The 17034-nt window shown below is 66.1% G+C and carries 17 protein-coding genes and 1 riboswitch; of the genes, 12 read left to right on the top strand and 5 right to left on the bottom strand.

Going from position 1 to position 17034, the window contains the following annotated elements:
- Window positions 1-78 precede the first annotated feature (78 nt).
- Window positions 79-552, top strand: coding sequence for a GNAT family N-acetyltransferase (locus tag PV773_RS12825; RefSeq protein ID WP_347966700.1), 474 nt, complete (start codon window positions 79-81; stop codon window positions 550-552).
- On the opposite strand, the gene PV773_RS12820 is transcribed toward PV773_RS12825, so the two are convergent.
- Window positions 453-833 carry a cupin domain-containing protein gene (locus PV773_RS12820; RefSeq protein ID WP_347966715.1) on the bottom strand — a complete coding sequence of 127 codons (381 nt, stop codon included), beginning with the start codon at window positions 831-833 and terminating at the stop codon, window positions 453-455. The two genes, PV773_RS12825 and PV773_RS12820, sit on opposite strands and share 100 nt — an antisense overlap.
- Window positions 834-924: 91 nt before the next feature.
- On the opposite strand from PV773_RS12820, the gene PV773_RS12815 reads away from it, so the two are divergent.
- From PV773_RS12815 to gcvP, 7 genes are all read left to right on the top strand, one after another.
- Window positions 925-1398 (top strand): YaiI/YqxD family protein, encoded by a 474-nt coding sequence (locus tag PV773_RS12815; protein ID WP_347966699.1) that lies wholly within the window; start codon window positions 925-927, stop codon window positions 1396-1398.
- Window positions 1395-2051 (top strand): DUF1345 domain-containing protein, encoded by a 657-nt coding sequence (locus tag PV773_RS12810; RefSeq protein ID WP_347966698.1) that lies wholly within the window; start codon window positions 1395-1397, stop codon window positions 2049-2051. Before PV773_RS12815 ends, PV773_RS12810 begins: the two co-directional genes overlap by 4 nt.
- Before the next feature lie 116 nt (window positions 2052-2167).
- Window positions 2168-3034, top strand: coding sequence for a cytochrome b/b6 domain-containing protein (locus PV773_RS12805; RefSeq protein WP_347966697.1), 867 nt, complete (start codon window positions 2168-2170; stop codon window positions 3032-3034).
- A 1-nt stretch (window position 3035) separates the two neighbouring features.
- Window positions 3036-3827, top strand: a complete 792-nt coding sequence (locus PV773_RS12800) for a molybdopterin-binding protein (protein WP_347966696.1) — start codon at window positions 3036-3038, stop codon at window positions 3825-3827.
- 129 nt (window positions 3828-3956) lie between these two features.
- A riboswitch (glycine riboswitch) is annotated at window positions 3957-4043 on the top strand.
- 149 nt (window positions 4044-4192) lie between these two features.
- Window positions 4193-5293: a glycine cleavage system aminomethyltransferase GcvT gene (gcvT, locus tag PV773_RS12795; protein WP_347966695.1), complete on the top strand. Its 1101-nt coding sequence runs from the start codon at window positions 4193-4195 to the stop codon at window positions 5291-5293.
- Between the two features lie 5 nt (window positions 5294-5298).
- Window positions 5299-5667: a glycine cleavage system protein GcvH gene (gene gcvH / locus PV773_RS12790; protein WP_347966694.1), complete on the top strand. Its 369-nt coding sequence runs from the start codon at window positions 5299-5301 to the stop codon at window positions 5665-5667.
- Between the two features lie 13 nt (window positions 5668-5680).
- On the top strand, window positions 5681-8491 hold the full coding sequence (gcvP, locus tag PV773_RS12785; protein ID WP_347966693.1) for an aminomethyl-transferring glycine dehydrogenase: 2811 nt from the start codon (window positions 5681-5683) through the stop codon (window positions 8489-8491).
- A gap of 87 nt (window positions 8492-8578) precedes the next feature.
- Here the strand turns inward: gcvP and PV773_RS12780 are convergent, their stop codons facing one another.
- On the bottom strand, window positions 8579-9754 hold the full coding sequence (locus tag PV773_RS12780; RefSeq protein ID WP_347966692.1) for a GGDEF domain-containing protein: 1176 nt from the start codon (window positions 9752-9754) through the stop codon (window positions 8579-8581).
- A gap of 257 nt (window positions 9755-10011) precedes the next feature.
- On the opposite strand from PV773_RS12780, the gene parE reads away from it, so the two are divergent.
- Complete coding sequence (parE, locus tag PV773_RS12775; RefSeq protein ID WP_347966714.1) at window positions 10012-12072, top strand: DNA topoisomerase IV subunit B; 2061 nt, start codon at window positions 10012-10014, stop codon at window positions 12070-12072.
- A gap of 23 nt (window positions 12073-12095) precedes the next feature.
- Here parE and PV773_RS12770 read toward each other — a convergent pair whose 3' ends face one another.
- Window positions 12096-13217, bottom strand: coding sequence for a DUF2336 domain-containing protein (locus PV773_RS12770; protein ID WP_347966691.1), 1122 nt, complete (start codon window positions 13215-13217; stop codon window positions 12096-12098).
- A gap of 146 nt (window positions 13218-13363) precedes the next feature.
- Between PV773_RS12770 and PV773_RS12765 the strand changes: the two genes are divergently transcribed.
- Both PV773_RS12765 and PV773_RS12760 read left to right on the top strand, forming a co-directional pair.
- Entirely contained in the window at window positions 13364-13816 is a 453-nt protein-coding gene (locus tag PV773_RS12765; RefSeq protein ID WP_347966690.1) for a MaoC family dehydratase, read from the top strand.
- Window positions 13816-14697 carry a CoA ester lyase gene (locus PV773_RS12760; protein ID WP_347966689.1) on the top strand — a complete coding sequence of 294 codons (882 nt, stop codon included), beginning with the start codon at window positions 13816-13818 and terminating at the stop codon, window positions 14695-14697. The genes PV773_RS12765 and PV773_RS12760 overlap by 1 nt, the downstream gene beginning before the upstream one ends.
- Here PV773_RS12760 and PV773_RS12755 read toward each other — a convergent pair whose 3' ends face one another.
- Together PV773_RS12755 and PV773_RS12750 are read right to left on the bottom strand one after the other, a co-directional pair.
- Entirely contained in the window at window positions 14698-15303 is a 606-nt protein-coding gene (locus PV773_RS12755) for a flavin reductase family protein (protein ID WP_347966688.1), read from the bottom strand. It lies immediately after the preceding gene.
- Between the two features lie 3 nt (window positions 15304-15306).
- Window positions 15307-15891 carry a nitroreductase gene (locus PV773_RS12750; protein ID WP_347966687.1) on the bottom strand — a complete coding sequence of 195 codons (585 nt, stop codon included), beginning with the start codon at window positions 15889-15891 and terminating at the stop codon, window positions 15307-15309.
- 136 nt (window positions 15892-16027) lie between these two features.
- Between PV773_RS12750 and PV773_RS12745 the strand changes: the two genes are divergently transcribed.
- On the top strand, window positions 16028-16996 hold the full coding sequence (locus tag PV773_RS12745; protein ID WP_347966713.1) for a hypothetical protein: 969 nt from the start codon (window positions 16028-16030) through the stop codon (window positions 16994-16996).
- Window positions 16997-17034: the final 38 nt, after the last annotated feature.

The raw sequence follows: 17034 nt of genomic DNA, 5'->3' as shown, positions 1-17034 counted from the left end.
CCTCAAGCTCGAGGACATCAACAAGGGCTTCGACCTCATGCATGCCGGCGAGAGCATCAGAAGCGTCGTGGTCTACTGATGAACGGGGTCGCATACGAGGTCGACGTCAGGAGGCTGGACGACCTGTCTCCGCGCGACCTCTATGCGATGCTGAAGATGCGCCTCGACGTCTTTGTCGTCGAACAGAAATGCGCCTTCCCCGAGATGGACGGCAAGGATCCCGAGGCCATGCACCTCAGGCTGCTTGCCGGCAATGAACTGCTGGCAAGCACGCGCATCATCGGCCCCGAGGGCAACGACGATCCGGCCTATATCGGCCGGGTCGTGGTTTCGCCCGACCATCGCGGCAAGCGGCTCGGCGACAAGGTGATGGCAGAATCCATCGCTATCTGCGAGCGGCTCTATCCCGGCCACCCGATAGCTTTGTCGGCGCAGAGCCATCTCGAGAAGTTCTATTCGTCCTTCGGCTTCGCGACGGTGTCGGAGGAATATCTGGAGGACGACATCCCCCACATCGACATGCTGCGGCCCGCATCCAGCGCAATCGCCTGACGCACAGGCGGCTCATTCCAGCCAGGTCGTGTCGAAGGCTCCGGCCACGTGCAAATCCGTCGTTTCGCCACCAGTATCTGCCCTGCCTCCGCTTCGATCGTCACATCGTCCACTGTGAACAAGGCCCGCCCGACGCGGACGATGAAGATCTCCGGATACGGATGGGTATGCAGCTTCGGGCCGCCGCCGACCCTGTCTGTGATGAAGAACACGACAGAGACGTCAGCCCCGTAGGCGCCGCCTGGAATTCCCCATGCCAGGAATCGGGCTTTTCGGCCCATTGTTCGCGATTGATCAGATGTGCCATGGTCGGCCTCCATTCGACGCGCCCGACCATAACCAAAGACGCCTTTTCCCGGAACCGTGCCTGAAATGACCGACAACAAGCCCATCATCTACGTCGACGCCGACGCCTGCCCCGTGAAGGACGAGGTGGTGAAGGTCGGCGAACGGCTGGACCTTGTCGTCACCTTCGTTTCCAACGGCGGTCTGAGGCCATCGCGCGATCCGATGATCCGTAACGTCGTGGTGTCCAAGGGAGCCGATGCCGCCGACGACTGGATCGTCGAAAACGCCAGGGCCAACGACATCGTCGTCACGGCCGACATCCCGCTCGCCGCACGCACCGTCGCCCTCGGCGCCCATGTGCTGGGCCCGACCGGCAGACCGTTCACGCCGGAGACCATCGGCATGGCGGTGGCGATGCGCGACCTCAAGCAGCACCTGCGCGAAACCGGCGAGAGCAAGGGCTACAATGCCGGCTTCACGCCGCAGGACCGCTCGCGCTTCCTCGGCGCGCTCGACCAGACGGCGCGGCGCGCGATCCGCGGGGCACAGGGCGGATGAAGCCGTTCGGGCGCCATTTCGTCTTCAAGGTCAGCGCCGCGATCGGCCTGGCGGCACTTGCGGTCGCATGGGCGCTCGATCAGCCGCTGGCCTTCGCCATCGGCGCGAATGCCTTCTTCATCGTCTATGTCGCCTTGGTGCTGCGCGAGATGCCGGCGTTGAGCGCCGACTATCTCAGCCGGCGCGCCCAGGAGACCGACGAGCCCGTCGCAATCATCTTCCTGGTCACCGTCGCCATCATCGGCGCCGCGGTCGGCTCGCTTTTCATGCTGATCAACGGCCGCGAGGCCGCGGGCGCGATCCCGCTGGCCTTCTCGCTGCTGTCGCTGCCGCTGGGCTGGTTCACCCTCCACGCCATGACGGCGCTGCACTATGCCAATCTTTTCTGGAAAGGGGACGGCAGCGGTGAAACGGATTCCGCTCCCGGCCATAAGCCTTTGGGCGGATTGATCTTTCCCGAAACGGGCCGGCCCTGCGGCTGGGACTTTCTCTACTTCTCCGTGGTCATCGGCATGACCGCCCAGACGGCCGACACCAACGTCACTTCGACGCCGATGCGCCGGGCGGTCCTGGTCCATTCCATCGTGTCGTTCTTCTTCAACACCATCATCGTCGCGGCTGCCGTCAATCTCGTGGTGTCGCTCGCCAACTGAGCGGCTTCACGCCCATTTCATCGCAGCCTCGAAACCTCCGGCGACCACCGCCCGTAGCTTGGCCAGCATCATCGCAACGCCGCCCCCCTTCGGCGAGACAATGAGAGGCCGGTGGCATGAACGGGCAAGCAGACGACGTAATCGGCGAGACCTCTACGCGCGGCGAGCTGGTCTATCGCCAGACGCGTTGGACGCGCGCCACCCATTGGGTCTGGGCCCTCAGCCTGTTCTTCCTGCTGCTCAGCGGCCTGCAGATCTTCAACGCCCACCCGGCGCTCTACATCGGCCAGCAATCGGGCTTCCAGTTCGACAATAGCGTCTTGACCATCGGTTCCGACTATTATCAAGCCAAACCAATCGGTTACACCGAGATATTCGGACAGAGATTCACCACCACGGGGGTGTTCGGGCTGTCGGGGCCCGAGGACAATCTGCGCGCCCGCGCCTTTCCGTCCTGGGCCACGATCCCGTCGGGCCAGGATCTCGCCACCGGCCGCGTCGTCCACTTCTTCTTCGCCTGGCTGCTGACCGCGACGCTTGCCGCCTGGCTCGCCGCCAGCCTGTGGAACGGCCACCTGCGCCGCGACCTCGCCCCCACGACCGACGATCTCAGGAGGCTGCCGCGCGACATAGCCGATCACGCAAGGCTGAAGTTCCATCACGGCCGCGACTACAACACGCTCCAGAAGCTCGCCTATGGGGGCGTGCTGTTCGTTCTCCTGCCGCTGATGATCGTCACCGGGCTAGCCATGTCCCCGAGCATGAACGCCGCTGTGCCGTTCCTGACCGACATGCTGGGCGGCCGGCAGACGGCGCGCACCATCCACTTCGCCACCATGCTGCTGCTGGTCGCCTTCTTCATCGTCCACATGCTGATGATCCTCGCCGCCGGACCGATCAACGAACTGCGTTCGATCGTCACCGGCTGGTATCGCGCCGACCCGCCGAAACCCGAGGCAAACGCCTCCGACAGGAGCGCCTGACATGCCGAAGTTCCAGCTCGCCCGCCGACGCTTCCTGACCGCCGCCTCGCTCGGCCTGTCCGGTCTTGCCCTCTCCGGCTGCGACGCCTTCGACTTCCTCCAGGATCGCGACAATGGCGTCCGCAACTTCCTCGAAGGCACCAACGACCTCACCTACCGCGCGCAACGGCTGCTCGCGGGCCGCGACAGCCTGGCCCAGGAGTATTCCGAGGCCGACATCCGACAGCCGCAGCGCCCAAACGGCGTCACCGCGCCCGACGACGAGACCTACAAGGCGCTGCTCGCCAACGACTTCGCCGACTGGCGGCTGGAAGTGACGGGCCTGGTCGAAAGGCCGCTGTCGCTGACCAGGCAACAGTTGATGAACATGCCGGCGCGCACCCAGATCACCCGCCACGACTGCGTCGAGGGCTGGAGCTGCATCGCCAAATGGACCGGCGTGCCGCTGGCGCTGGTACTCGACGCGGCAGTCGTGAAGCCAACCGCGCGCTATGTCGTGTTCCACTGCCTCGACACCATCGAGAACAGCCTCTCCGGCGAGGTCAAATATTACGGCTCGATCGACCTGATCGACGCCCGCCACCCGCAGACGATCCTGGCCTACGCGGTCAACGGCAAACCGCTGCCAGTCGAGAACGGCGCCCCGCTCCGCGCCCGCGTCGAGCGCCAGCTCGGCTACAAGATGCCGAAATATCTCAAGGGCATCGAGCTGGTCGACAGCTTCGCCGCCATGGGCCTCGGCAAGGGCGGCTACTGGGAGGATCGCGGCTACGACTGGTATGGCGGCATCTGATTCGTCAGCATGGACTACCCGAACGGGTAGACCATGCACCGTTCGGTCAGGTGAATAAGCACTGCGCGGACAGGTGACAAAGTGTCGTCGTTGGGATATTGACGACTCGTCTGGGGCCTTTGCGGGCTCCACCTGTTTGCGGGAGAGAGCAGCGAAAGCTGACGCCGAAGGGGAAATCGCCCGAAATCTCTCAGGCAAAAGAACCGTAAACGGGAAGGACACTCTGGAAAGTCGGGACTTCGATCCCGCGCCGAAGGTGTAAGCGCTGCCGACAGAGTTCCGGGGCGCGAGTCTCTCAGGCTTCAGACAGAGGGGCACGGAATGGCTGCCACAAGCGGCTGGTAACGTGCGACTCTGGAGGAGCCATGACTGGCGACACGACACTTCATCTGCCACTCGAAGACCTGCATGCAGCAGCTGGAGCGCGTTTCGGCGCGTTTGCCGGCTGGCATATGCCGCTGACCTATCCCGCCGGAGTGATGAAGGAGCATCTTCACACCCGCGAGCATGTCGGCCTGTTCGACATCTCCCACATGAAGCTGTTCCTGGTCACCGGACCGGGCGCGGCGGACCTTATCAATCGCGCCTGCCCGCTCGATGCCCGCGCGCTCGAGCTCCGTCAGTCGAAGTACACCTTCTTCCTGACCGGAATGGCCGGCATCATCGACGACCTGATCATCACCCGGCTCGGCGACGAGCGCTTCATGGTGGTGGCCAATGCCGGCAACGCCGCGACCGACGAGGCGCATCTGCGGGCACTGGCCGAGGACTACGACGCAAAGATCGAGCCGCTCGACCGCGTGTTCCTGGCGATCCAGGGGCCGGAAGCGGCTGCCGTCCTGGCCAAGGCCGGCATCGCCACCGACGATCTGTTCTTCATGCAGGGCTTCGAGCCGCGCGCCAACTGGTTCATGAGCCGCTCGGGCTATACCGGCGAGGACGGTTTCGAGATCGGCCTGCCGGAGGCCGATGCCCGCGATCTCGTCGGCAAGCTGCTTGCCGACGAACGCGCCATGTGGATCGGGCTCGCCGCGCGCGACAGCCTGCGCCTCGAGGCCGGCCTCTGCCTGCACGGCAACGACATCACCCCCGACAACGACCCGGCCAGCGCCGGCCTGATGTGGGCGATCCCCAAGGATCTGCGTGCGGAAGGCAAGTTCATCGGCCGCGCTGCACTGGCAAGGATCCTCGCCGGGGGCCCGGCGCAGAAGCGCGTCGGCCTGAAGCCCGAAGGCCGCCAGCCGGTGCGCTCCGGCGCCGAACTCCTCGACGCCGACGGCAAGCCCGCCGGCCGTGTCACGTCCGGCGGCTTCGGCCCGTCGGCCGGCTTCCCTGTCGCCATGGGCTACGTCTCTGCCCCGCTGGCCAAGGCAGGCACCCGCCTCTTCGCAGACGTGCGCGGTACCAAGGTGCCCGTCGACGTCCACGCCCTTCCCTTCACGCAGCATCGCTACCGCAAAGGATGATTTCCATGACCAAGACCTATTTCACCGAAGACCACGAGTGGATCCGCGTCGAAGGCGACATCGCCACCGTCGGCATCACCGATTACGCCCAGGAACAGCTCGGCGACCTGGTGTTCGTCGAACTGCCGGAAGCCGGCCGCAAGCTCGCCAAGGGCGACGTCGCGGTGGTCGTCGAATCCGTCAAGGCCGCGTCCGACGTCTACGCTCCGGTCGACGGCGACATCACCGAGGCCAACGGCGCGCTGTCGAGCGACCCGGCGCTGGTCAACAACTCGGCCACCGGCGACGGCTGGCTCTGGAAGATGAAGCTGGCGAACGCTTCCCAGCTCGATGGCCTCATGGACGAGGCCGGCTACAAGGCCCATATCGGTTGACAGGACCACTGAGATGACCACTGCACCCTATCCTTTCTCGGCCCGCCACATCGGGCCCGGCGCGGGCGATACCCGCGCCATGCTCGCCGCGATCGGCGTGCCTTCGGTGGAAACGCTGATCTCCCAGGCCGTGCCGAAGTCGATCCGCCTCGATCGCGCGCTCAACCTCCCTGCCCCTGCGACCGAGCATGAGGCGCTTGACGAACTCGGCGAGAAGATGGGCCGCAACAAGGTGCTGAAGAGCTTCATCGGCGCGGGCTATCACGGCGTCAGCGTGCCGCCTGTCATCCAGCGCAACCTGTTCGAGAACCCGGCCTGGTACACCGCCTACACGCCCTACCAGGCCGAAATCAGCCAGGGCCGCCTGGAGCTGCTGTTCCACTTCCAGACGCTGGTAGCCGAACTCACCGGCCTGCCGGTGGCGTCCGCCTCGCTGCTCGACGAGGCGACCGCAGTCGCCGAAGCCGTCGGCATCGCACTTCGCCACCACCGCGACAAGCGCAGCCGCGTCGCCCTTGCCGGCACCCCGCATCCGCAGACGCTCGACGTCGTGCGCACCCGCGCCGAGCCGCTGGGCACCGAGATCGACGGCGAGACCATCGACGACAACACCGCCGCCCTGATCGTCTCCTGGCCCGACACCAACGGCGTCTATGGCGACCACAAGGCGGCCATCGAAAAGGCCAAGGCCGTCGGCGCCATCGTCATCTTCGCTTCCGATCCGCTCAGCCTGACCGTCACCGACGCGCCCGCCAGCCTCGGCGCCGACATTGCCGTCGGATCGATGCAGCGCTTCGGCGTGCCGATGGGCTTCGGCGGCCCGCACGCCGCCTATTGCGCCGTCTCCGACAAGCTGACCCGCCTGATGCCGGGCCGCCTCGTCGGCCAGTCGGTCGACAGCAAGGGCCGTCCCGGCTATCGCCTAGCGCTGCAGACGCGCGAACAGCACATCCGCCGCGACAAGGCGACGTCGAACATCTGCACGGCCCAGGCACTGCTCGCCAACATGGCTGCGTCCTTCGCCATCTGGCACGGCCCGGCCGGCCTGCAGGCGATCGCCGAGCGCGTCCATGGTCTTGCCGCCCGCCTGGCGGAAGGCCTGAAGGCCGCCGGCGTGACCGTCTCGGGCACCCAGCGCTTCGACACCGTGACGGTTGAAGCCAAGGGCAAGGCCGAGGCAATCGCCACCGAGGCTGAGAAGATCGGGCGGCTGCTGCGCGTCATCGACGCCGACCGCGTGTCGGTTTCGTTTGACGAGACCTCCAGCGAGGCCGATCTCGAGGCCGTTGCCGCCCTGTTCGGTGCGACGGCTCCGAAGGAAGCCAAGCGCGCCCTGCCCGGCAATCCGCGCGGCAAGGACTTCCTGACCCAGCCGGTGTTCCACGAGAACCGCTCGGAAACGGAAATGATGCGCTTCCTGCGCCGGCTCGCAGACAAGGATCTGGCGCTCGACCGCGCCATGATCCCGCTCGGCTCCTGCACCATGAAGCTCAATGCCGCGGCTGAGATGATGCCGGTCAGCTGGCCGACGGTCGCGAACCTGCATCCCTTCGCGCCGACCAGCCATTCGCTCGGCTATCGCGCGATGACCGACGACCTCGAGGCATGGCTGTGCGAGATCACCGGCTTCGACGCGGTCAGCCTGCAGCCCAACGCCGGCAGCCAGGGTGAATATGCCGGCCTGCTGGCCATCCGCCGCTACCACCATTCGCGTGGCGAGACGCAGCGCAACATCTGCCTGATCCCGTCCTCGGCGCATGGCACCAACCCGGCAAGTGCCGCCATGGCCGGCATGGAAGTGGTCGTCGTGCACTGCCTCGACGACGGCGACATCGACGTCACCGACCTGAAGGTGAAGGCCGAGCAGCACGCCGACAAGCTCGCGGCGCTGATGTTCACCTATCCGTCGACGCATGGCGTGTTCGAGGAAGGCGCGCGCGACATCTGCGAGATCGTGCATGCGCATGGCGGCCAGGTCTATTTCGACGGCGCCAACCTGAACGCCATGGTCGGGCTCGCCCGGCCGGCCGACATCGGCGCCGACGTCTGCCACATGAACCTGCACAAGACGTTCTGCATCCCGCATGGCGGCGGCGGTCCCGGCGTCGGGCCGATCGGCGTCAAGGCGCATCTCGCGCCCTTCGTGCCGGGCCATGTCGAGGCCGGCAGCAGCCACGCCGTCTCGGCGGCCCCCTTCGGCAGCGCCTCGATCCTGCCGATCACCTGGATGTACATCCGGATGATGGGCGCGTCGGGCCTCAAGCAGGCCACCGAGCAGGCGATCCTCAACGCCAACTACATCGCGACCAGGCTCGAGGCGCACTATCCGGTGCTGTTCAAGGGCAGGAACGGCCGCGTGGCGCATGAGTGCATCCTCGACACGCGCGTGCTCAAGGAACGCGCCGGCATCACCGTCGAGGACGTCGCCAAGCGCCTGGTCGACTATGGCTTCCACGCCCCGACCATGTCGTGGCCGGTTGCCGGCACGCTGATGGTCGAACCGACCGAATCCGAGCCGAAGCGCGAGATCGACCGCTTCTGCGAGGCCATGGCGGCGATCGCGGCCGAGGCCGCAAAGGTCGAGAAGGGCGAATGGCCGAAGGACGACAATCCGCTGGTCAATGCCCCGCACACGACGACCGAGACGCTTGCGGGCGAGTGGAAGCATCCCTACTCGCGCCTCGAGGCGGCCTATCCGGGCGGCGATCCCGATACCGTTGCCAAGTACTGGCCGCCGGTGTCGCGCATCGACAACGTCGCCGGCGACCGCAACCTGGTCTGCTCGTGCCCGCCGCTGACCGAGTATCTCGGCGCAGCCGAGTAAGCCTGAGGGCAGATGACTTCATCGGCGGCGCACCTCACGGGCGCCGCCGATTTGATTTTCTCGGCAGCGTGCGGGAGCCGCCAAGGTCTACGCGAAGAGCAATTCGGGTTCGCGGACCCTCTCGTCGCCCGCTGCCTCTGCGGTGGCAACCCGGTTCCGCCCTGCCCGCTTGGCGGCATAAAGGGCCGCGTCGGCGCCGATCAGCATCTGTTCGAGCGTCGTCGCATGCTCGTCGCCGAAGCAGATGCCGACGCTGACCGTGCTGCGCAGCGGCCCGAGCTTGGTGACCACGATCTCCGCGCCAAAGGCAGCGCCGATCGTGCGCAGGATCTCATGCGCCTTGAGCGGGGGAATGCCGGGCATGACGACGGCAAACTCCTCGCCGCCCAACCGAAAGCCCTCGACGCCATCCCGGGCGTGTTTCCTGACCACGTCGGCGAAACGCTGCAGGACCGTATCGCCGACAGCGTGACCGAACAGGTCGTTCGTCCGCTTGAAATGATCGAGGTCGAACATGGCGAGTGCCATCCCGGAACCGAAGTGCGTGTTGCCATGGAACATCGTCAGCGCCCGGCGGTTCAGCAGCCCGGTCAGCGGATCGGTCAACGTCTGCGCCGTCAATTGCCGCTGGGTGCGGAGATGATGCAGCGAGATGGTCAGCGCCCCAAGCGCGGTCATGCAGGCGACCACGACTGCGGTGTTCAAGTCTTCGGCCCAATTCCTGGGAACGGTGCCCAGCGACCACTGCCCGTTGGCCACCAGAACCAAGGCGCAGAGCGCAAAGGAGATTGCCGCACTGCCCGAAAGCAAGGTGACCGCGGCCAGGATGCGCCGGTCATACTCGCCGGCCGCCCAGAACATGGAAGCGATCACCACCAGCAGCGCCGTGACGGTGGAATAGGCGAGCACGAAGCCCAGCCCATCGTAGCCTCCGGCCGTCACCGCCATGATCAGCACGGTCACCGCCAGCACGGGCGCCGCGGCCACCCTGTGCCAGCTACGATCGAGATACTGCGCCGTCGAGCACAGGATGACGAAGAAGCCCGCAACCAGCAGCGTCAAGGTCAGTTGACCGAGCCATGGCGAGGCGTTGCGGCCATATTGCCAAAATGCGATGACATGGAGGACGAGAAGTAGTATCCCCGCCGCCATCGTGACGACGAAACGGGCCTGGCGCGCGGTCAGCCAGATGGCAAGCAGCGTTCCGCTCAGACATGCGCCGGACAGGGCCGTCGCGAGCAAAAGGGAACCGAAGTCGAGCACGGGGGCCCCGCTTTCCTGATTGTCCGATTGTTCGGGCAGCAGTTATCGAGCGTTTTGCCCTTGGGGCAACCGCATAAGGCTGCATCCATCATCGCCGCACAGGGGCGAGTTCGGATAGCGTTTACAAATCGTTGCGCTCGACGTGCCCGATGCGGCATATCGGGCGCGGTGCACGAACAGAACCGGAACTGTTGCCGGACCGGCAAAACTGGCAAACTCGACAAAGTGATTCGCAGCGCGGAAAAACCGTATTGAGCATGGACGACAACAGCGACCTTTTCGGCAATCTCGACAAGCAGCCCGCCCGCCCCGCCCCCCGTCCTGCCGACCCGCTGGTCCAGGCCGCGGCTGCAGCCAAGCGTCCTGCGCCGGCGAAGGATGGAAGCGAGGGCTACAGCGCTGCCGACATCGAGGTCCTGGAGGGGCTCGAGCCCGTTCGGCGTCGTCCGGGCATGTATATCGGCGGCACCGACGAGAAGGCGCTGCACCACCTCTTCGCCGAAGTCATCGACAACTCGATGGACGAGGCGGTGGCAGGACACGCGACCTTCATCGACGTCGAGCTCGACGCCGAAGGGTTCCTGACCGTCACCGACAACGGCCGCGGCATCCCCGTCGATCCGCACCCCAAGTTCAAGAACAAGTCGGCCCTCGAAGTCATCATGACGACGCTGCATGCCGGCGGCAAGTTCGACTCCAAGGTCTACGAGACCTCGGGCGGCCTGCATGGCGTCGGCGTGTCGGTGGTCAATGCGCTGTCGGACCAGCTCGAGGTCGAGGTGGCGCGCGGACGCCAGCTCTTCCGCCAGCGCTTCTCGCGCGGCATCCCCCAGGGCGGGCTCGAAAGCCTCGGCGACGTGCACAACCGGCGCGGCACCAAAGTGCGCTTCCATCCCGATCCCGACATCTTCGGCAAGGGCGCGCATTTCCTGCCGGCCCGCATCTACAGGATGGCGCGGTCCAAGGCCTATCTGTTCGGCGGCGTCGAAATCCGCTGGAGCTGCGACCCCTCGCTCATCAAGGAGAAGGACGAAACGCCGGTCAAGGCCGTCTTCCACTTCCCCGGCGGGCTCGGCGACTATCTCAAGGCCTCGCTCGGCGACGAGATGCAGGTCACGCGCGAGATATTCGCCGGCAAGAGCGAGAAGCAGGGCGGCCACGGCTCGCTCGAATGGGCCGTCACCTGGTACGGCGGCGACGGCTTCATCAACTCCTACTGCAACACCATCCCGACCGGCGACGGCGGCACCCACGAGATGGGTTTTCGCAACGTTCTGACCAGGGGCCTGCGCGCCTATGCCGACCTCATCGGCAACAAGCGCGCCTCGATCGTCACCTCTGAGGACGTGATGATCTCGGCCGCCGGCATGCTGTCGGTGTTCATCCGCGAGCCCGAATTCGTCGGCCAGACCAAGGACAAGCTGGCGACCGTCGAGGCCATGCGCATCGTCGAGACGGCGCTCCGCGATCCGTTCGACCATTGGCTTGCCGACAACCCGCAGGAAGCGTCCAAGCTGCTCGACTGGGTGATCGCGCGCGCCGACGAGCGCGTACGCCGCCGCCAGGAAAAGGAAGTGTCGCGCAAGAGCGCGGTGCGCAAGCTGCGCCTGCCCGGCAAGCTGGCCGACTGCACCCAGAATGCGGCCGCCGGCGCCGAACTGTTCATCGTCGAGGGCGACTCGGCAGGCGGCTCGGCCAAGCAGGCGCGCGACCGCTCGATGCAGGCGATCCTGCCGCTGCGCGGCAAGATCCTCAACGTTGCCAGCGCCGGTAACGACAAGCTGGCGTCGAACCAACTGATCGGCGACCTGATCCAGGCGCTCGGCTGCGGCACGCGGTCGAAATACCGCGAAGAGGACCTTCGCTACGACCGCGTCATCATCATGACCGACGCCGACGTCGACGGCGCCCACATCGCCTCGCTGCTCATCACCTTCTTCTACCAGGAGATGCCGCAGCTCGTCCGCGGCGGCCACCTCTACATGGCGGTGCCGCCGCTCTATTCCATCCGCCAGGGCGGCAAGGTGGCCTATGCCCGCAACGACGCCCACAAGGACGAGTTGCTGCGCACCGAGTTCACCGGCCGCGGCAAGATAGAGATCGGGCGCTTCAAGGGCCTGGGCGAGATGATGGCCTCGCAGCTCAAGGAAACGACGATGGACCCGAAGAAGCGCACGCTGCTGCGCGTCGAGGTCATCGACGACGAGGAAGAGACGAAGGTTGCCGTCGACTCGCTGATGGGAACCAAGCCGGAATCCCGCTTCCGCTTCATCCAGGAACGTGCCGAGTTCGCCCAGTCTGAAGCGCTGGACATCTAGCCAAGAACGGCGGATCCCTGCGTCTAGGCCGCGGCGATCGCCAAGGCATGGCCGCGGGCATTCTCGCGCAGGGCGTCGAGGTGGATGGACTTCACCAGGCCAGCCAGCTCGCCTTCCGCAGACTGCCCGCCAAGTTCCTTGAGCATCAGCCAGCTGACTTCCTGGGCGCCGGCGACCCGGCGTCCGTTTGCCACTTCGCGCCAGACCTTGAGCGCGCGCAGGATGATGGCGTGGGTTGCATCGGCCAATCCGGCCGCCCGCAACAGCGCGGCCACCGCCAGGTCCTGGCCGGTCGCAAGCAGCGCCCTCACCCGCTGCTGGTCGCGGCCGGTCAGCACAACGAGCGCCGCCCCGAAGAAATCCACCTTGCCGTGGGCAAGGACGCGAATGATGAAGCTCGTCGTCAGGTCGCCGCGCAGCCTGAGATGCTCGACCAGCGCCACATGCTCTTCTGCACGCGTCGCCTCGACGATACCAAGGGAAGCCTTGACGCAGGCCTCGCGCGTGACGCGCTCCGCCCGGGCTGCACCGATCGACGCCATGACGAGCGGCGAGGCCTTCAGCGCCTCGCCCAGCCTGACCAGCAGCAGGTGGCGGCAGTCGGAAGGCAGGCGCGGGTCGGCGGCCAGCGCCTCGCGTAGCCGCGCGTCATGGCCGTGACGCTCGGCCATCCGCCGGAAGCTCAGAGCCGCGATGTCGGCCCCATAGTTGCCGACGAGCACCGCGCAGGCTTCGACCTCGCCAACTTCGGCCAGAGCCGCGGCAAGCGCCATGGACACCGCTGGACGATCGGCGACGATCTTCTGAACGGCGACCGGGCCAGACGCCACGCGGTCGATCAGATCCGCGTCCGTGAGCAAGGGCGAACGCGCCAGCACGAGCGCTGCGACTTCCGGTTGGTCCGAGGCCAATGCGGCAATCACCTGGATCGGCGCGTTCATGCTCATCGACATCGCTTCCGCCAAGGCCTGTCGCACCTTGGGCGAAGGGTCGTCGAGCAGGAAAGTCAGGGCTGCCTCGGCAGCACAGCGGTCCTCGAAGGGCAGCTCCCGGGTGACATAGGCCGTCGCGAGCGCTGCGGCCGCCGCCGCGCGCTCATCCACCCTCGCAGTCTCGATCCACCTGAGGAAATGCGAGACAACCATACGCCTTCGTCCCCGGCAATTTGCGCCAAACCCCATGAATTACTCTAGAAGGAAATGGTTTACGAACGGTTCACCATATCCGTTAACCCGCTTGCCCCCGTTGCGGGCAACGCCTATCAACCTCGGACAACCGGAGGGAAAAGCGGATGGCCGGACTTCATCTCGAGGAATTCGTGGTCGGCCAGGTGATCCGCCATCAGCTCACCAAGTCGGTCACCGAGAGCGACAACATGCTGTTCTCGACAATGACGCTCAACCCCCAGCCGCTGCACATCGATTTCGACTTCGCCGCCAGGAGCGAATGGGGCAAGCCGCTGGTCAACTCGCTGTTCACGCTCGGCCTGATGATCGGCATTTCGGTGCACGACACCACGCTCGGCACCACCATCGGCAATCTCGGCATGACCGAGACCGTCTTCCCGCACCCGGTCTTCCACGGCGACACCATCCGCGTCGAAACCGAGGTTCTGTCGGTGCGCGAATCGAAGTCGAAGCCCGATCGCGGCATCGTCGAATTCGAGCATCGCGCCTATAATCAAAACGGCGCGCTGGTCGCCAAATGCCGACGCCAGGCGATGATGTTGAAGAAGGCTGGCTGATGCGGTCGCTGCTGTTCGTTCCGGGAGATTCGGAAAAGAAGCTCGAGCGCGGCTTCGCCTCGGGCGCCGACGTGGTCATCGTCGACCTGGAGGATTCGGTCGCCCAGCAGAACAAGGCGCATGCCCGCGCGGTTGCCGCCGACTTCATCGCCGCGAGGCGCGACGCCACCGGCGCCGCGATCTACGTCCGCGTCAACGACCTGGCGACCGGCATGACCGACGACGACCTCAGGGCGATCATCCCGGTGTCGCCCCACGGCATCATGCTGCCCAAGTCGAATTCCGGCGCCGACGTCCAGCACCTGTCGGCGAAGCTCAGGGTTCACGAGGCCGAGAACGGCCTGCCAGACGGCGCGATCCGCATCATCCCGATCGTCACCGAAACCGCCGCGGGGGTGCTTTCGACCGGCACCTATGCGGGTGCCAGCGCCCGCCTCGCCGGCCTGACCTGGGGCGCCGAGGATCTATCCGCGGCGATCGGCGCGCGCGCGGCGCGCGACGACGCCGGCCGCTACACGGATGTCTTCCGGCTCGCCCGCACGATGACCATCCTCGGGGCCGCGGCGGCCGACACGGCGGCCATCGACACGGTCTTCGTCAACTTCCGGGATCTCGACGGCCTCAGGGCCGAATGCATCGAGGCCGAACGCGACGGCTTCACCGCCAAGATGGCGATCCATCCCGATCAGGTTGCCGTCATCAACGAGGCGTTCACGCCATCGACCGACGCGGCCGCCCATGCGGCGGCGGTGGTCGCTGCCTTCGAGGCAGCGGGCAACCCCGGCGTGGTCGGCATCGACGGCAAGATGTACGACCGGCCGCATCTCAGGCTGGCGCAGCGACTGCTCGAACGGGCGAAGGCCGCCGGGCTGAATCCGTAGCTACTCTTCCCAGCGCGGGCGGCGCATCGAGAAGACTGCGTCGACCGTCGAATAATCCATGTAGCCGAGCCGCGCCACGTTGCCGGCCTTGACCGTGTCGAACAGCCCTTCCTTGAGGAAGGCCTCGTCGATATGGATGCCGACTACCTCGCCGATGACGACGAAGGCGCCGATCTCCCGGCCGTCCAGCGACCTTGGCCGGAAGATCTCCGTCACCTTGCATTCCAGGGCCGCCGGCGCTTCGGCGACTCGGGGCGGGGCGACGAGCCGCGACGGCGCAGGCGTCAGGCCTGCATAGGCGAATTCGCTCGTGCCTCGCGGCGCATTGACCGAACTGCGGTTCATCCTCTCGGCAAGGTCGCGCCCGACGATGTTGGCGACGAACTCGCGCGTCTGGCCGGCAAAGGTCGCGCTGTCCTTCTCGCCTTCCGACGAGAACCACACCATCGGCGGCTTTCCCGACAACGCGTTGAAGTACGAATAGGGCGCCAGGTTGAGCGCTCCGTCCCTGCCCACCGTCGAGATCCAGCCGATCGGTCTCGGCGACACGAGCGCCTTGAACGGATCATGCGGCAGCCCATGGCCCTTCGACGGTTCGTAGTACACCTGCTAGCTCTCCCAAGGGCCGGAATAGTCGGAACAAAGCCTGCTCACGTCAGGGCGCGGGCGCTCCGGCGCCGCGCCATCATACGAGCCGATGTGGATGAAACCCACCACGCGTTCATGCGGCGCGAGCCCGAGCAGCGCGCGGCCCTCTTCGTTGTCCGAATACCAGTTGGTGATCATGTTGGTGCCATAGCCCAGGGCGTTGGCGGCGGTGATCAGGTTCATCGCCGCCATGCCGCCCGACAGGAACATTTCCCACTGCGGGATCTTCGGGTTCTCCTTGGGGCTCGAGACCACGCCGATGACCAGCGGCGCGCGCGAAAAGCGGGCGAGTTCCTGGTTGCGGCGGCCTTCAGGCAGCGGGCCTTCGCGTTTCTCGGCGAGGGCTGCGAGCTTCTTGCCGATCTCGATGCGCACGTCGCCGCGATAGAGGATGAAGCGCCAGGGCTCGAGGCGCCCATGGTCGGGCACGCGGGTCGCGGCGCGCAGCATCGTCTCGATCTCGGCATTGGACGGCGCCGGCTCACGCAGTTCGGGGATCGGCGCGGAATTGCGGGTCAACAAAAAGTCGAGGATCGGCGATGTCACGGCGCGGGTACTCCTGAAGATTTCGGGCTGAAGCGCCGACCGGAATGGCGGCCGCTCTGGCGGCGGCGCGTCATCGGAAGATTCCATGCGCCGGATCAGCCTTGAAATTGCCACCGCCTTGGGCTTCAAACAAGGCATGTTCCGGGGACACTTCCGTTTTTTCATGCCGATTCTGGGTGCCGCGCTGTTCAGCGTGCAGGCCCCGGCCGGATTTGCGCAGGAGGGCACAGGCATCCTCGACAAGCTGAGCATGCCCGGGATTTCGAACTTCGCGCAGCCGCGCGGCGACGAGCCGCCGGCAACCGCCGCTCTCGGCGAGATCACGCTCGCCGCGCAGCTGACCGGCGAAGGCGCCGACATCAGCCGTGGCCTGGTCTGGCGCGTGTTCCGGCCCGAGGCCGGCCCTGACGGCAAATTGCCCCTGGTGGCGTCCGCCCAGGGCGGCACCAGCAGCTTCCAGCTGCCGCCCGGCAGCTATCTCGTCCATGCGTCCTACGGCCGCGCCGGGGCGACGAAGCGCATCACGGTGGGCAAGGAAGGCAAGCGCGAGAGCCTCGTTCTCGACGCCGGCGGCCTCAAGCTCGACGCCGTTCTGTCCGGCGGTGTACGCATTCCGCCGGCAAGACTGAAATTTTCGATCTACGAGGGCGAAGAGGGTGCGGACGGCGAACGCTCGCTCATTATTCCCGACGTCGCGCCGAACACGGTCGTCCGACTCAATTCGGGCACCTACCACGTCGTCTCCACTTACGGAAACGTCAACGCCGTCATCCGCTCGGACATCAAGGTCGAAGCCGGCAAGCTGACGGAGGCGACGGTCGAGCATCGCGCCGCCGAAGTGACGCTCAAGCTGGTGCGCGACGCCGGCGGCGAAGCCATCGCCGACACCTCATGGTCGATCCTGAACGAATCGGGCGATCCGTTGCGCGAGACCGTGGGCGCCTTTGCCTCCCTGGTGCTTTCCGAGGGCAGCTACACCATCATCGCCAAGAACCGCGACCGCATCTATCAGCGCGACTTCACGGTCGTCGCCGGCCGCAACCAGGACGTCGAGGTCGTCGCCTCCGAAGCCGCGGCCATAGACCCCAACGAGGGCGCCGACTGAGCATCAGCCGCCTGCTCGGATATTTGCGGTGACCGCCT

It is taken from the genome of Mesorhizobium sp. CC13, assembly GCF_039907765.1.
Lineage (GTDB): Bacteria > Pseudomonadota > Alphaproteobacteria > Rhizobiales > Rhizobiaceae > Aminobacter.
This window is presented reverse-complemented; position numbering and strand designations above follow the sequence as displayed.

What these genes read in the sequence shown, in the direction of transcription:
- PV773_RS12810 (WP_347966698.1), top strand. Translation starts at nt 1,395, where the DNA reads ATGAAGCCGTTCGGGCGCCATTTCGTCTTCAAGGTCAGCGCCGCGATC.
- PV773_RS12770 (WP_347966691.1), bottom strand. Translation starts at nt 13,217, where the DNA reads ATGGTTGTCTCGCATTTCCTCAGGTGGATCGAGACTGCGAGGGTGGAT.
- PV773_RS12825 (WP_347966700.1), top strand. Translation starts at nt 79, where the DNA reads ATGAACGGGGTCGCATACGAGGTCGACGTCAGGAGGCTGGACGACCTG.
- PV773_RS12815 (WP_347966699.1), top strand. Translation starts at nt 925, where the DNA reads ATGACCGACAACAAGCCCATCATCTACGTCGACGCCGACGCCTGCCCC.
- PV773_RS12765 (WP_347966690.1), top strand. Translation starts at nt 13,364, where the DNA reads ATGGCCGGACTTCATCTCGAGGAATTCGTGGTCGGCCAGGTGATCCGC.
- PV773_RS12760 (WP_347966689.1), top strand. Translation starts at nt 13,816, where the DNA reads ATGCGGTCGCTGCTGTTCGTTCCGGGAGATTCGGAAAAGAAGCTCGAG.
- parE (WP_347966714.1), top strand. Translation starts at nt 10,012, where the DNA reads ATGGACGACAACAGCGACCTTTTCGGCAATCTCGACAAGCAGCCCGCC.
- PV773_RS12820 (WP_347966715.1), bottom strand. Translation starts at nt 833, where the DNA reads ATGGGCCGAAAAGCCCGATTCCTGGCATGGGGAATTCCAGGCGGCGCC.
- gcvH (WP_347966694.1), top strand. Translation starts at nt 5,299, where the DNA reads ATGACCAAGACCTATTTCACCGAAGACCACGAGTGGATCCGCGTCGAA.
- PV773_RS12745 (WP_347966713.1), top strand. Translation starts at nt 16,028, where the DNA reads ATGTTCCGGGGACACTTCCGTTTTTTCATGCCGATTCTGGGTGCCGCG.
- gcvP (WP_347966693.1), top strand. Translation starts at nt 5,681, where the DNA reads ATGACCACTGCACCCTATCCTTTCTCGGCCCGCCACATCGGGCCCGGC.
- PV773_RS12805 (WP_347966697.1), top strand. Translation starts at nt 2,168, where the DNA reads ATGAACGGGCAAGCAGACGACGTAATCGGCGAGACCTCTACGCGCGGC.
- PV773_RS12800 (WP_347966696.1), top strand. Translation starts at nt 3,036, where the DNA reads ATGCCGAAGTTCCAGCTCGCCCGCCGACGCTTCCTGACCGCCGCCTCG.
- gcvT (WP_347966695.1), top strand. Translation starts at nt 4,193, where the DNA reads ATGACTGGCGACACGACACTTCATCTGCCACTCGAAGACCTGCATGCA.